Genomic DNA, 12,668 nt, shown 5'->3' on the forward strand with positions numbered 1-12,668 from the left:
CGACCATGAGCATTGTTGAGATCAAGCAGCAGGCAACGCAAAAAATGCAGCAGTCCCTGGAATCCTTCCAGCACAACCTCACCAAAATCCGCACGGGCCGCGCCAATCCCGGTTTGCTCGATACCGTGCATGTGGACTATTACGGCTCCATGGTGCCGATCAGCCAGGTCGCCAATGTGGCGCTGCTCGACGCACGCACCATCAGCGTTTCGCCCTGGGAAAAAGGCATGGGCGCCAAGATTGAAAAAGCCATTCGCGACTCCGATCTGGGCCTGAATCCGGCGTCACAGGGTGATCTGATTCGCGTTCCCATGCCGGCCATGACCGAAGAGCGCCGCAAGGAACTCACCAAAGTCGTGCGCGCCGAGGGCGAGCATGCCAAGGTGGCGATTCGCAACTTGCGCCGCGATGCCAATGACGGTGTCAAGAAGCTGGTCAAGGACAAGCTGGCGTCCGAAGACGACGAACGCCGTTCGCAGGAAGAGATCCAGAAGTTCACCGACCGTTTCATTGCCGATGTTGACAAGCTTGTCACCGGCAAGGAACAAGACATCATGGCGGTTTGACTTCACTGCATCCGGCCTGAACCAGCCCATGGCCACTTCTGCTTCGATTGTTCCGCACCATGTCGCCATCGTCATGGATGGCAATGGCCGCTGGGCCAAAAAACGCTATTTACCCCGGATCGCCGGTCACAAGCAGGGCGTCGATGCACTCAGCCGCTGTGTGAAGGCTTGCCTGGCGCGTGGCATCGGCGTGCTGACGGTCTTTGCGTTTTCCTCGGAAAACTGGAGTCGACCTTCCGAGGAGGTGTCGGGTCTGATGGACCTGGTGGTACTGGCCCTGGCAAAAAAGGTTCAGAGTCTCAATGCCAACGGGGTTCAGATTCATTTCATTGGTGATCGCCAGCGGTTTTCAGAAAGAGTCCGCTCAGCTTTGGTGCAGGCTGAGTCGAGCACGGCGAACAACCAGCGGCTGGTGTTCAATGTCTGCTTTAACTACGGCGGGCGCTGGGATATTGCCCAGGCAGCGCAAAAGCTGGCCAGCCGGGGTGAAGCCATTACCGAGTTGTCGCTTGACCGGGCCATGGCGATGTCCCATGTGCCCGATCCGGATTTGTTGATTCGCACGGGTGGCGAATTGCGCATCAGCAATTTTCTGCTCTGGCAGTTAGCTTATTCAGAGCTGTATTTTTCCGACAAGCTCTGGCCCGAGTTCGACGAGGCCGCGCTGGACACGGCGATTGCCGCTTTTGCTGCCCGCGAGCGCCGTTTTGGCCAGACTCCGGAGCAGGTCAGTGGCCTTCATCCTACTTAAAACGAAAAGGCGGTCTGATGCTTAAACAGCGTGTCATCACGGCCATCGTCCTGCTGGCCATCCTGCTGCCAGCCCTTTTCTACAAAACACCTGTTCCTTTCTGCGCGCTGGCCTTGCTGATGATTGCCGCTGGCGCCTGGGAATGGGGTCGCCTCAATGCTTTCGGACAAGCCGGCTCGCTCGGGCTGGCCGCGCTCTGTGTGCTGGCCTGCGGCCTGTCATGGTATGGCGGCCTGCTTGAAAAACCGCTGCCCCTTCTCTGGGCCGTCGCCGGTGCGGCCTGGGTTCTGGCAGGCGCCTGGTTGTTGAAGTCCGGTGTGGCTGGCTGGCCGCGCATTCCCAGGGCATTGCGTCTTGCAGGCGGCCTGGCGGCGCTATGGCTGGCCTGGCTGGCGATTGCCCGGGCGCGTGTCATGGGCATCGAGTTTTTGCTGTCTGTCCTGGTGCTGGTCTGGGTGGCCGATATTTTTGCGTATTTTGCAGGCCGCGCTTTTGGCGGGCGCTTCAGCAAAGGCAAACTGGCACCGTCCATCAGCCCGGGCAAAAGCTGGGAAGGCGTTTGGGGTGGCATGGCCGGCGTGGTGGCGCTGTCGCTGGCCTGGTTTTTTTGGGGCGGCGAGACACTCTACAGCCAACTGGCGCAGCGCCATGGCCTGGCCTTGATGCTGCTGGCGATTATCTTTCTGGCTGCCATGAGCGTGGTGGGTGATCTGGTCGAGTCCTTGGTCAAGCGCAGCGCCGGCGTCAAGGATTCCAGCGGATTGCTGCCTGGCCATGGTGGTGTGCTTGACCGCGTGGATGCCCTGCTGCCCACCTTGCCGCTGGCCATGATGCTGGTTTCTTTTTAAGCATTTACGGCCGGACCTTTATTTCATGACTCTACAAAAGCAGCGCATCACCGTCCTCGGCTCGACCGGCTCCATCGGCGTCAGCACCCTGGATGTGATTGCCCGCCATCCCGATCGCTTTGAGGTGTTTGCCCTCAGCGCTGCCACCCAGGTTGATCTGATGCTGGCGCAATGCGCGAAGTTCAAGCCGCGGTTCGCCGTGATGGTGAGCGAGCCCCATGCGCGCCTGCTGGCGGAAAAAATCAAGGCAAATGGGCTGTCTGCGCAGGTACTGTATGCACAAGATGCTCTTGAAATGATAGCATCTCATGATTCCGTGGATGCGGTGATGGCCGCGATTGTGGGCGCTGCCGGCTTGTCGCCGTGCATGGCCGCTGCCCGGGCCGGAAAGCGCCTGCTGCTGGCCAACAAGGAAGCGCTGGTGGTGGGGGGCGACGTGTTCATGCAGGCCGTGCGCGCAGGAGGCGCCAGGCTGCTGCCGATTGACAGCGAGCATTCAGCCATTTTCCAGTCCTTGCCCGACGACCAGGCAAGCTGGCCGCAACGGGTTGAAAAAATCATCCTGACGGCGTCAGGCGGGCCGTTTCGCACCCGTGAGCCAGCCAGCCTGCGCCACGTAACGCCCGACGAAGCCTGCGCGCACCCGAACTGGGTCATGGGCCGGAAAATTTCGGTCGATTCGGCCACCATGATGAACAAGGCGCTTGAAGTCATCGAGGCCAAATACCTGTTTGGCGTGACACCGGCGCAAATCGAGGTGGTGATCCATCCGCAGAGCATCATCCATTCCATGGTGCAGTATTACGACACGTCCGTCGTGGCGCAGTTGGGAACACCCGACATGCGTGTCCCGATTGCCTACGGCCTGGCCTGGCCCGAGCGGATCAGCTCGGGCGCGCAGGCGCTGGACTTCAAAAACCTGGCCAACATGACGTTTGAAGTGCCCGATGAGGCGCGCTTTCCGGGACTGCGGCTGGCCTGGGATGTGCTCAAGGCGCCCGTGGGCAGCACGGCGGTGCTCAATGCAGCCAACGAGATTGCGGTGGCGGCTTTTCTGGACGGGCGCATCCGCTTTGACCATATTCATCAGGTGAATCATGCAACTCTGGAGGCTGTTTCAGTCTTTGATGTCTTCGATATCGACGGTTTGCTGGCGCTTGACGCCCAGGCACGCCGCGTAGCAGGTCAAATTGCTGGATGTCTGGAGGGTTGAAATGCTGACGCTGGTTTCTTTTGTCGTGACGCTGGGAATTTTGATTGCCGTGCATGAATACGGGCACTACCGGGTTGCCGTGGCCTGCGGCATCAAGGTGTTGAAGTTTTCCATCGGCTTTGGCAAGCCGATCTACACCTGGCGGCTCAAGAACAAGGACACCGAATTTGCCATCGGCATGCTGCCGCTGGGCGGCTACGTCAAGATGCTGGACGAGCGGGAAGCTCCGGTCGATCCCGCCGAGCGTCATCTGGCCTTCAATACCCAGCCACTGGCATCGCGCGCCGCGGTCGTGGCGGCCGGACCGCTGGCCAATCTGCTGCTGGCCGTGCTGCTGTACTCGGTGGTCAACTGGAGCGGCCTGCAGGAGCCCAAGGCTGTGCTGGCCAGCCCGGTCGCGGGTTCCCTGGCTGAGCGGGCCGGGCTGAACGGCCATGAAACCGTTCAGCAAGCCGCTTTTGAAGGCGAAGAGCTGGAAACGGTGCGTTCGTTTGAAGACCTTCGCTGGCGCATGACGCAGGGCGCACTGGATGGCCGTGATCTGCAACTGGTGCTGGGCAACGACGCCAGCCCATCGACCCGGACCGTCGTGTTGCCGCTCAGCAAGATCGACACCGCTGAAGCCGATGCGCAATTGTTCCGGAAAATCGGCATCCTCGGTCCCTGGACCCAGCCTGTGATCGGCGAGATCATGGCGGGCAGTGCGGCTCAGAAATCCGGGCTGCAAGCCGGCGACGTGGTCCAGCGCATCGGGGACAGGGCCATCGTCGATGGGCAGCAGTTGCGCGAAACCATCCGCACTTCCGCACGGTCTTCAGCGGAAAATGATGGCGCTGTCGTGCCGCAAACCTGGCAGGTTTTAAGGGCTGGGCAGCCCGTGGCGTTGAGCGTGACTCCGCAGATAACGCAGGAGGGCGGTGTTTCGGTCGCCCGCATAGGCGCTTACGTAGGGGCACCCCCCGAATTCGTGACCGTGCGCTACGGACCGCTTGAAGGTTTGTGGGGCGGCGCGGTTCGCACCTGGGAAGTGTCGGTGCTGACGCTCAAGATGATGGGCAAGATGGTCATTGGCGAAGCATCGCTTAAAAATCTGAGCGGTCCGCTCACCATTGCCGATTACGCAGGCAAGTCGGTCACCATGGGCTGGACGTCTTATCTGGTGTTTCTGGCCCTGGTCAGTGTCAGTCTGGGCGTATTGAACTTGCTGCCGCTGCCGGTTCTGGACGGTGGACACCTGATGTATTATCTTTGGGAATGGGTCACCGGCCGCGGCGTGTCAGACGCCTGGATGGACCGGCTGCAGCGCGGTGGTGTTGCAATCCTGCTGGGCATGATGTGTATTGCCCTTTTCAATGATCTCACCCGGCTTGTGGGCTAACTTCCTTTCAATTCATGCAAAAGCAATTCAATCAATTCAAAGTTCGTGCTGTCTGCGCCATCGCCGCCGGTCTGTTTTTCGCCAATGCGGCCTGGGCCGTCGATCCTTTCACCGTCAGGGATATCCGGGTTGAGGGCCTGCAACGCGTCGAACCCGGCACCATCTTTGCCTCGCTGCCATTTCGCGTCGGTGAAACCTATAGCGATGACAAAGGAACCAGTGCCATTCGCGCATTGTTCGGCCTGGGCCTGTTCAAGGATGTGCGGCTTGAAGTCAGTGGCGACGTGCTGGTCGTGATTGTCGAAGAGCGTCCTACCGTGGCCGATGTGGACTTTGTCGGCACCAAGGAGTTTGACAAGGACGTGCTGAAAAAGGCGCTTCGCGACGCCGGTATCGCCGATGGCCAGCCGTTTGACAAGGCGCTTGCCGATAAGGCCGAGCAGGAACTCAAGCGCCAGTACATCAACAAGAGCCTGTACGGTGTCGAGATCATCACCACCGTGACCCCGATTGAGCGCAACCGCGTCAACCTGACCTTCAGCGTTGTCGAGGGCGATGTCGCAAAAATCAATGAAATCCACATCACCGGCAACAAGGCCTTCAGCGAATCAACGCTGCTCGGCCTGTTTGATCTGGATACCGGGGGCTGGCTGAGCTGGTACACCAAGTCCGACCGCTATTCGCGCACCAAGCTGAATGCGGACATTGAAACGCTGCGTTCCTATTACCTGTCGCGCGGCTACCTGGAGTTCAAGGTCGATACCACCCAGGTGGCGATTTCTCCTGACAAGCAGAACATTGCGATCACCCTGAACGTCACCGAAGGTGAGCGTTTTGTCGTCTCTGGCGTCAAGCTCGAAGGTAATTACCTGGGCAAAGAAGACGAGTTCAAGTCACTGGTGACCATCAAGCCCGGCGAACCCTACAACGCCGATGCGGTGGCTGAAACCACCAAGGCCTTTACCGACTATTTTGGTGTTTTCGGATTTGCCTTTGCGAAGGTCGAAGCTGTACCGCAAATTGACCGCAGCAACAACCGCGTGGCCTTCGTGCTGCAGGCAGAACCTTCGCGCCGGGCTTATGTGCGGCGCATCAATGTATCGGGGAACAACCGGACACGCGACGAAGTCGTGCGCCGCGAGTTTCGCCAGTTCGAGTCGTCATGGTATGACGGCGACAAGATCCGCCTTTCCCGCGACCGGGTTGACCGCCTGGGATTCTTTACCGAAGTGAATGTGGAGACGCAGGAAGTCACGGGCACGTCCGACCAGGTTGACATCACGGTCAATGTGGCCGAAAAGCCGACCGGCAATCTGCAGCTGGGCGCCGGCTATTCCAGTGCGGACAGCGTCTCCCTGATGTTCGGCATCAAGCAGGAAAACGTGTTCGGCTCGGGCAACTACCTCGGTATCGAAGTCAACACCAGCAAATCGAATCGGCAACTGGTGTTGAGCACGATTGACCCTTATTTCACCGCTGATGGCATTTCACGCTCGATTGATGTCTATGACCGGACCTCCCAGCCGCTGTCAGGGCAGGGCGGCGATTACAAACTGAAAACCCGGGGCGCCAGCATCCGCTTTGGCGTGCCGTTTACCGAGACCGACACGGTTTATTTTGGTTCCGGTTACGAGTCGCTGACGATTGTTCCGGGCACCAACCTTCCGGTCAGCTACCTGGACTATGCCAACCAGTTCGGCTTCAAGAGCAACTCGATCCCGCTGACCGTCGGCTGGTCCCGCGACAGCCGTGACAGTGCATTGGTGCCCACGTCAGGGCGATACCAGAAGGTCTATGCCGACTGGGGCATTGCCGGTGACATCAAGTTCGTTCGCGCCAATTACCAGATCCAGCAATACATTCCCATCAACAAGCAGTTCACGCTGGCCTTGAACGGTGAACTGGGCTGGGGCAAGGGCCTGAATGGCCAGCCTTACCCGCTGTTCAAGAATTATTATTCTGGTGGTCTGGGTTCGGTTCGCGGTTTCCAGCAGGGTTCGCTGGGGCCGCGCGATTCCTCGGACCTGTCGGTGGGCGCGCCCAAGAAGCTGACGCTCAATGCCGAGTTGATTGCACCGTTTCCAGGTGCCGGAAATGACCGTACCTTGCGTATGTACGGTTTTGTCGATGCCGGCAACGTATTCAAGGACAGCTACAAACTGAGCGGCCCGGATGGCCTCAGGGCTTCTACAGGCCTGGGCATCAGCTGGATTTCTCCAGTCGGACCGCTTCGCATTGCCTATGCAGTGCCTTTGCGTAAACAAGCGGGCGATAAAATCGAACGCCTCCAATTTCAAATCGGTACCTCTTTCTAATGAAAAAATTCTCAAGCAAAGTTCTTCTCGGCCTGGTGATCGCTGTCGCGGGTTTTTCCGCCAGCGCGCAGGAATTCAAGGTCGGCGTGGTCAACCTGGACCGAATTTTCAGGGAAGCCAATTCAGCCAAGGCGGCTCAGACCAAGCTCGAACAGGAATTCAGCAAGCGTGAAAAGGAGCTGACCGACATGGCTGCCCAGCTGAAAACGCAATCGGACAAGTTCGAACGCGAAGCACCCACCCTGGCGGAAAGCCAGCGCACTTCACGCCAGCGTCAGCTGGTTGACCAGGATCGCACCTTCCAGACCAAGCGCCGCGAATTCCAGGAGGATCTGAGCGCGCGCAAGAATGAAGAACTGCAACTGGTCATCGAGCGCGCCAACAAGGTGGTTAAAACCCTGGCCGAGACCGAAAAATACGACCTGATTCTGCAGGAATCGGTGTATGTCAATCCCAAACATGACATCACCGACAAGGTGATCAAGGCCCTGAACGCTTCCCGCTGATTGCTGGTGGAAAGCCTACGCATGAGCGTAAAAACGGCAGGCCTGGCATGACGCTCAGGCTTGCCGACATGACTGAGTTGCTGGCGGACAAGGTGCAAGCCGAACTGCTGGGCAATTCGGAGTTGCTGATCGAGCGGCTGTCCACGCTGGAAGCCGCCGGTCCCAACGACCTGGCATTCCTCAGCCATCCGAAGTACCTCGGCCAGCTTGCGCAGTCTGCGGCCGGCTGCGTGATCGTTGCGCCGTCTGCCCGCGAAGCTGCTCTCAAGCGTGGCCCGTGCATTGTGGTGGACGATCCCTATTATTACTTTGCGCTGGTCACACAGCTCTGGAAGCGGCAACATTTTCCAGGCGCGGCGCCGGCCATCCATGCGAGTGCTTGCATTGATCCGGCAGCCATCATTTCGCCCCATGTGTCGATAGGCGCTTTTGCATGCATTGCCGCCGGCGCCGTGATTGGCGAGGGCGCACGCATTGCGGAGCATTGCGTCATCGGCGCGAATGCCATCGTCGGCGCAAACAGCCGGCTTTCGGCGCGCGTGACGGTGGCCGACGATTGCCGCATCGGCGAGCGCTGCATCATTCATCCGGGAGCGGTGATTGGCGCCGACGGATTCGGTTTTGCGCCGCATGACGGCCAGTGGGTCAAGATCGAGCAGCTCGGCGCCGTGCGGATCGGCAACGATGTGGAAATCGGCGCCAACACCTGCATTGACCGGGGCGCCCTGCAGGACACGGTGATTGAAGACGGTGTCAAGCTCGACAATCTGGTGCAGATTGCGCACAACGTGCGCGTCGGCAGGCACAGCGCGATGGCGGGCTGCGCGGGCGTGGCCGGCAGCGCCACGATTGGCGCACATTGCACGGTCGGCGGCGGCGCCATTGTGCTGGGTCATCTTCGCCTGGCCGATGGCGTGCATGTCTCTGCCGCGTCCATCGTGACAAGGTCGCTGTTGAAGCCCGGCCACTACACCGGCCTGTTTCCCATCGACGACAATGCCGCCTGGGAAAAAAACGCCGCCACGCTCAAGCAGCTCCATGCGCTGCGTGAACGGCTCAAACAAACTGAAAAATCCCTGCTGCAACTGCAGGGCAGCCTAGAAGAAAAACCATGATGGATATTCACCAGATTCTCAAGTTATTGCCGCATCGCTACCCGATCTTGCTGGTTGACCGGGTGCTCGAAATCGAGACCGGGAAACGCATCAAGGCGCTTAAAAACGTCACGATCAACGAGCCTTTTTTCATGGGCCATTTCCCCAAGCACCCGGTGATGCCGGGCGTGCTGATGATTGAAGCCATGGCGCAGGCGGCGGCCTTACTGTCCTTTTCCACGCTGGGCGTGACGCCGGATGACAAGACCGTGTATTACTTTGCCGGCATCGACGGCGCGCGTTTCAAGCGCCCCGTGGGGCCTGGCGACCAGTTGATCATGGATGTGGAATTGCTGCGCATGAAAGCCGGTATTTTCAAGTTCAAGGGTGTGTGCCGCGTGGATGAAAACCTGGCCTGTGAAGCTGAACTGATGTGCACCATGCGCACCGTAGCCTGAGCACGCCCATCATGACATTGCCAGCCGCGCCTGCGGGCATTCATGCCACGGCCTTGGTCGATCCCCTGGCCCAGCTCGACAGTTCGGTGACTGTCGGGCCTTATACCGTGATTGGCCCGCATGTCAGAATCGGCGCCGGCACCACCATCGGCGCGCACTGCGTGATCGAAGGCCACACCACCATCGGCAGCGACAACCGGATTTTCCATTTCAACTCGCTGGGCGCGGTGCCGCAGGACAAGAAATACGCGGGCGAGCCGTGCGAGCTGGTGATTGGCGACCGCAACACCATCCGCGAGTTCTGCAGCTTCAACATCGGCTCGCCCGGCGACCTGGGCGTCACGCGCCTGGGCGACGACAACTGGATCATGGCCTACGTGCATGTGGCGCATGACTGCACCGTGGGCAACCAGACGATCTTTGCCAACAACACCACGCTGGCGGGCCATGTGCAGGTGGGCGACTGGGTGATCCTGGGCGGCTTTACCGGCGTGCACCAGTTTGTCCGGCTGGGCGCGCACAGTTTTACCGCCATCTCTTCGGTGCTGGTGGCCGACTTGCCGCCGTTTGTCATGTGCCAGGGCCAGCCGGCCGAGGCGCGCTCGATGAATTTCGAAGGCCTTCGCCGGCGCGGCTTTTCGGCCGACCGCATTTCGGCGGTCAAGGCCATGCACAAGGCGCTGTACCGCGACGGACTGACGCTGGAGCAGGCCAAGGTGCGAATTGGTGAATTGACTGAAAAGCATCCAGACTCCGGTCCGGACGTGCAGATGATGCTCTCGTTTCTAGAGCAAACCTCGCCCCGGCGCGGTATCGTTCGCTAGGGCGATGATGCCGGTGGCGCCATCTCCTCTGCCGCCCCGTGGAGAGGCGGCACCCCATATCGCCATGGTGGCGGGCGAAACCTCGGGTGATTTGCTTGCCGGCTTGCTGCTCAATGGCCTGAAGGCGCGCTGGCCGAACCTGCAGTCCGGCGGCATCGGCGGTCCGCAAATGGTGCGCCGGGGTTTTGATGCCTGGTGGCCCAGCGAGAAGCTCGCCGTGCGCGGCTATGTCGAGGTGCTGCGCCACTACCGTGAAATTGCCGGTATCCGCGAGCAGTTGAAAAATCGGCTCTTGAGTGCTCCTGGCCAGCGCCCGGATGTCTTTATCGGTGTCGATGCGCCAGATTTCAACCTTGGACTGGAGGCGGCGCTGAAGGCTGACGGCATCAGGACGGTACAGTTTGTCTGTCCCTCGATCTGGGCCTGGCGGGCCGACCGGGTTGAAAAAATCAGGCGCAGCGTGGACCATGTGCTGTGCATTTTTCCGTTCGAGCCGGCCTTGCTGGCCACGCACGGGATTGCGGCGACTTATGTCGGCCATCCGCTGGCCGCCGTGATTCCGATGCAGCCTAACCGCCAAACGGCCCGGCGCACGCTGGGCCTGCACGACGAGGACACGGTAGTCGCCATCCTGCCGGGCAGCCGGAAATCAGAAATAGAATACCTGGCCTTGCGCTTCTTTCAGGCTGCAGCGCTTGTCAAGCGGGCGAAGCCAGCTATCAAATTCATAGTTCCGGCGATTCCTGCGCTGAAAATCCTGATCGAGCGACTGGCCGATGAAGCCGGCGTTCGGGCCGATGTGCAGATTGTGGCGGGTCAGTCCCATGCCGTGCTGGCCGCCTGCGATGTCACCTTGATTGCCAGCGGCACCGCCACCCTGGAAGCGGCCTTGTTCAAGCGGCCGATGGTGATTGCCTACAACATGAACTGGCTGTCGTGGCAGATCATGCGGCGCAAGCAGCTTCAGCCCTGGGTTGGCCTGCCCAATATCCTGTGCCGGGATTTTGTCGTGCCCGAGCTGTTGCAGGATGCCGCCACCCCCCGGGCGCTGGCCGATGCGCTGCTGCAATGGGTCGATGCAAAATCCTCGGCACCTGAGAAAATAACTGCCGTTCAACAACGGTTTACCCAACTGCATGCCCTGCTGCAGCGAGACACGTCCCAACTGGCCACCGATGCAATCCAGAAAATCCTTGAAACCTGAGAAAACCGTCCAAACCGTCTTTTCCTGGGACTCCCCCGGACTCATGGCCGGTGTTGACGAGGCCGGGCGCGGGCCGCTGGCTGGGCCGGTCGTGGCGGCGGCCGTCATCCTCGACCCATTCAATCCCATCATGGGCCTGGCGGATTCCAAGAAGCTCACCGCCCTGCGGCGTGAAAAGCTGTACGACGAAATCCAGGCCAAGGCCCTGTGCTGCTCGATTGCGCTGGCAACGGTTGAGGAAATCGACAGCCTGAATATCTTGCAGGCCACTATGCTGGCCATGAAGCGGGCCGTGGAAGGCCTGCGCCTCAAGCCCAACAAAGTCCTGGTCGATGGAAACCGCCTGCCAACGCTGAAAATCCTGGCCGAAGCGATTGTCAAGGGCGATGCGCTGGTGCCCGCCATTTCGGCCGCCTCGATTCTGGCCAAGGTGTACCGCGACCGCTGGTGCGGCGACTACCACCTCCAGTACCCGCAGTACGGTTTTGCCGGCCACAAGGGTTATGGCACGGCCGAGCACCTGGCCGCCTTGCGCCAGCACGGCGCCTGCCCGCAGCACCGCAAATCATTTGCGCCAGTCGCGCAGGTGTTGCGATGAGCAGCGCTTTTTCCGTTCCCGTCACGCATGTTTCCTCGCGCGACAACGCCTTGATCAAGGACCTGCGCCGCCTGTCGCAGGACAACACGGCCTACCGCAAGCAGGGAAGGGTCTGGCTGGAGGGCGACCATCTGTGCCGCGCCGCGCTGGCACGAGGCTTGAAGCCGGTGATGGCCGTATTTTCAGAGTCTTTTTGGCCTTTTGCGCATGCTGAATGGGCACAGGCAGCTATTAAAAACATAGTAATCTCTGATGCCTTGCTGCCCGAAATCAGTGGTTTGGAATCGCCTGCGCGCATGGGCTTTGTGCTCGAACTGCCGACTGCGCCACCATTGCAGGCGAATGTGGCGTCAGTCATTCTGGATCGCGTGCAGGATGCCGGCAATGTCGGCTCCATCCTGCGCAGCGCGGCGGCATTTGGCTTTGGCCAGATCATTGCGCTTAAGGGAACGGCCGCGCTCTGGTCGCCTAAAGTTCTGCGAGCCGGCATGGGCGCGCATTTTGCCTTGCGCCTGGTTGAAGGCGTTGACCCCGAGGCATTGGCCGCATTGACGGTCCCGATCGTGGTCACCAGTTCGCACCACGGCAGCTTTTTGCACCAGCAGCCGATTCCCATGCCTTGCGCCTGGGCCATGGGTCATGAAGGGCAGGGCGTCAGCGACGACCTGATGGCCCGCGCCAGCCTGAAGGTGCGCATCGACCAGCCCGGCGGGGAGGAGTCCCTCAATGTAGCCGCCGCCGCCGCTATCTGCCTCTATGCCAGTGCGCTGGTTTAGTCATAAATCAGCAAGCTATAATCAGTGGCTTTTCAAAACACAGCTTCGCCCAAGCGCATACAAAGCCAACCCCATCCACAAAAGCCGCCTGCAAGCGTCTGAAAAAGACGCTTCCCTGGCACGCTTGGGCGAACCGT

General features: G+C 60.1%; 13 protein-coding genes. All 13 read left to right on the forward strand.

Features of this window, described 5'->3' with window-relative positions:
* Positions 1 to 5: 5 nt before the first annotated feature.
* The 13 genes from frr to PNAP_RS08875 all read left to right on the forward strand — a co-directional run bounded on the left by frr (position 6) and on the right by PNAP_RS08875 (position 12,531).
* Positions 6 to 566: a ribosome recycling factor gene (gene frr / locus PNAP_RS08815; RefSeq protein ID WP_011801152.1), complete on the forward strand. Its 561-nt coding sequence runs from the start codon at positions 6 to 8 to the stop codon at positions 564 to 566.
* A 28-nt stretch (positions 567 to 594) separates the two neighbouring features.
* Positions 595 to 1,317, forward strand: a complete 723-nt coding sequence (gene uppS, locus PNAP_RS08820) for a polyprenyl diphosphate synthase (protein ID WP_011801153.1) — start codon at positions 595 to 597, stop codon at positions 1,315 to 1,317.
* Positions 1,318 to 1,334: 17 nt separating this feature from the next.
* Complete coding sequence (locus PNAP_RS08825) at positions 1,335 to 2,165, forward strand: phosphatidate cytidylyltransferase (protein WP_011801154.1); 831 nt, start codon at positions 1,335 to 1,337, stop codon at positions 2,163 to 2,165.
* 25 nt (positions 2,166 to 2,190) lie between these two features.
* Entirely contained in the window at positions 2,191 to 3,378 is a 1,188-nt protein-coding gene (gene ispC / locus PNAP_RS08830) for a 1-deoxy-D-xylulose-5-phosphate reductoisomerase (RefSeq protein WP_011801155.1), read from the forward strand.
* Between the two features lies 1 nt (position 3,379).
* Positions 3,380 to 4,756, forward strand: coding sequence for an RIP metalloprotease RseP (gene rseP, locus PNAP_RS08835; protein ID WP_011801156.1), 1,377 nt, complete (start codon positions 3,380 to 3,382; stop codon positions 4,754 to 4,756).
* A 14-nt stretch (positions 4,757 to 4,770) separates the two neighbouring features.
* On the forward strand, positions 4,771 to 7,071 hold the full coding sequence (gene bamA, locus PNAP_RS08840; RefSeq protein ID WP_011801157.1) for an outer membrane protein assembly factor BamA: 2,301 nt from the start codon (positions 4,771 to 4,773) through the stop codon (positions 7,069 to 7,071).
* Positions 7,071 to 7,577, forward strand: a complete 507-nt coding sequence (locus PNAP_RS08845) for an OmpH family outer membrane protein (protein ID WP_011801158.1) — start codon at positions 7,071 to 7,073, stop codon at positions 7,575 to 7,577. Before bamA ends, PNAP_RS08845 begins: the two co-directional genes overlap by 1 nt.
* 47 nt (positions 7,578 to 7,624) lie before the next feature.
* Positions 7,625 to 8,692 (forward strand): UDP-3-O-(3-hydroxymyristoyl)glucosamine N-acyltransferase, encoded by a 1,068-nt coding sequence (lpxD, locus tag PNAP_RS08850; protein ID WP_011801159.1) that lies wholly within the window; start codon positions 7,625 to 7,627, stop codon positions 8,690 to 8,692.
* The gene (gene fabZ, locus PNAP_RS08855; RefSeq protein WP_011801160.1) at positions 8,689 to 9,129 is read left to right on the forward strand and encodes a 3-hydroxyacyl-ACP dehydratase FabZ; all 441 of its coding nucleotides are present in this window, start codon (positions 8,689 to 8,691) and stop codon (positions 9,127 to 9,129) included. The genes lpxD and fabZ overlap by 4 nt, the downstream gene beginning before the upstream one ends.
* 11 nt (positions 9,130 to 9,140) lie before the next feature.
* Positions 9,141 to 9,953 (forward strand): acyl-ACP--UDP-N-acetylglucosamine O-acyltransferase, encoded by an 813-nt coding sequence (gene lpxA / locus PNAP_RS08860; protein WP_011801161.1) that lies wholly within the window; start codon positions 9,141 to 9,143, stop codon positions 9,951 to 9,953.
* Between the two features lie 64 nt (positions 9,954 to 10,017).
* The gene (lpxB, locus tag PNAP_RS08865) at positions 10,018 to 11,157 is read left to right on the forward strand and encodes a lipid-A-disaccharide synthase (protein WP_041376630.1); all 1,140 of its coding nucleotides are present in this window, start codon (positions 10,018 to 10,020) and stop codon (positions 11,155 to 11,157) included.
* Positions 11,129 to 11,755 (forward strand): ribonuclease HII, encoded by a 627-nt coding sequence (gene rnhB / locus PNAP_RS08870; RefSeq protein ID WP_011801163.1) that lies wholly within the window; start codon positions 11,129 to 11,131, stop codon positions 11,753 to 11,755. The genes lpxB and rnhB overlap by 29 nt, the downstream gene beginning before the upstream one ends.
* Positions 11,752 to 12,531, forward strand: coding sequence for a TrmH family RNA methyltransferase (locus tag PNAP_RS08875; RefSeq protein ID WP_011801164.1), 780 nt, complete (start codon positions 11,752 to 11,754; stop codon positions 12,529 to 12,531). Before rnhB ends, PNAP_RS08875 begins: the two co-directional genes overlap by 4 nt.
* Positions 12,532 to 12,668: the final 137 nt, after the last annotated feature.

It is taken from the genome of Polaromonas naphthalenivorans CJ2 (genome assembly GCF_000015505.1).
GTDB classification, from domain to species: domain Bacteria; phylum Pseudomonadota; class Gammaproteobacteria; order Burkholderiales; family Burkholderiaceae_C; genus Polaromonas; species Polaromonas naphthalenivorans.

Bases quoted from the DNA above. Each gene is read 5' to 3' on its own strand.
- ispC (WP_011801155.1), top strand. From the start codon at position 2,191: ATGACTCTACAAAAGCAGCGCATCACCGTCCTCGGCTCGACCGGCTCC.
- PNAP_RS08825 (WP_011801154.1), top strand. From the start codon at position 1,335: ATGCTTAAACAGCGTGTCATCACGGCCATCGTCCTGCTGGCCATCCTG.
- rseP (WP_011801156.1), top strand. From the start codon at position 3,380: ATGCTGACGCTGGTTTCTTTTGTCGTGACGCTGGGAATTTTGATTGCC.
- rnhB (WP_011801163.1), top strand. From the start codon at position 11,129: ATGCAATCCAGAAAATCCTTGAAACCTGAGAAAACCGTCCAAACCGTC.
- PNAP_RS08875 (WP_011801164.1), top strand. From the start codon at position 11,752: ATGAGCAGCGCTTTTTCCGTTCCCGTCACGCATGTTTCCTCGCGCGAC.
- PNAP_RS08845 (WP_011801158.1), top strand. From the start codon at position 7,071: ATGAAAAAATTCTCAAGCAAAGTTCTTCTCGGCCTGGTGATCGCTGTC.
- uppS (WP_011801153.1), top strand. From the start codon at position 595: ATGGCCACTTCTGCTTCGATTGTTCCGCACCATGTCGCCATCGTCATG.
- lpxA (WP_011801161.1), top strand. From the start codon at position 9,141: ATGACATTGCCAGCCGCGCCTGCGGGCATTCATGCCACGGCCTTGGTC.
- bamA (WP_011801157.1), top strand. From the start codon at position 4,771: ATGCAAAAGCAATTCAATCAATTCAAAGTTCGTGCTGTCTGCGCCATC.
- lpxD (WP_011801159.1), top strand. From the start codon at position 7,625: ATGACGCTCAGGCTTGCCGACATGACTGAGTTGCTGGCGGACAAGGTG.
- lpxB (WP_041376630.1), top strand. From the start codon at position 10,018: ATGGTGGCGGGCGAAACCTCGGGTGATTTGCTTGCCGGCTTGCTGCTC.
- fabZ (WP_011801160.1), top strand. From the start codon at position 8,689: ATGATGGATATTCACCAGATTCTCAAGTTATTGCCGCATCGCTACCCG.
- frr (WP_011801152.1), top strand. From the start codon at position 6: ATGAGCATTGTTGAGATCAAGCAGCAGGCAACGCAAAAAATGCAGCAG.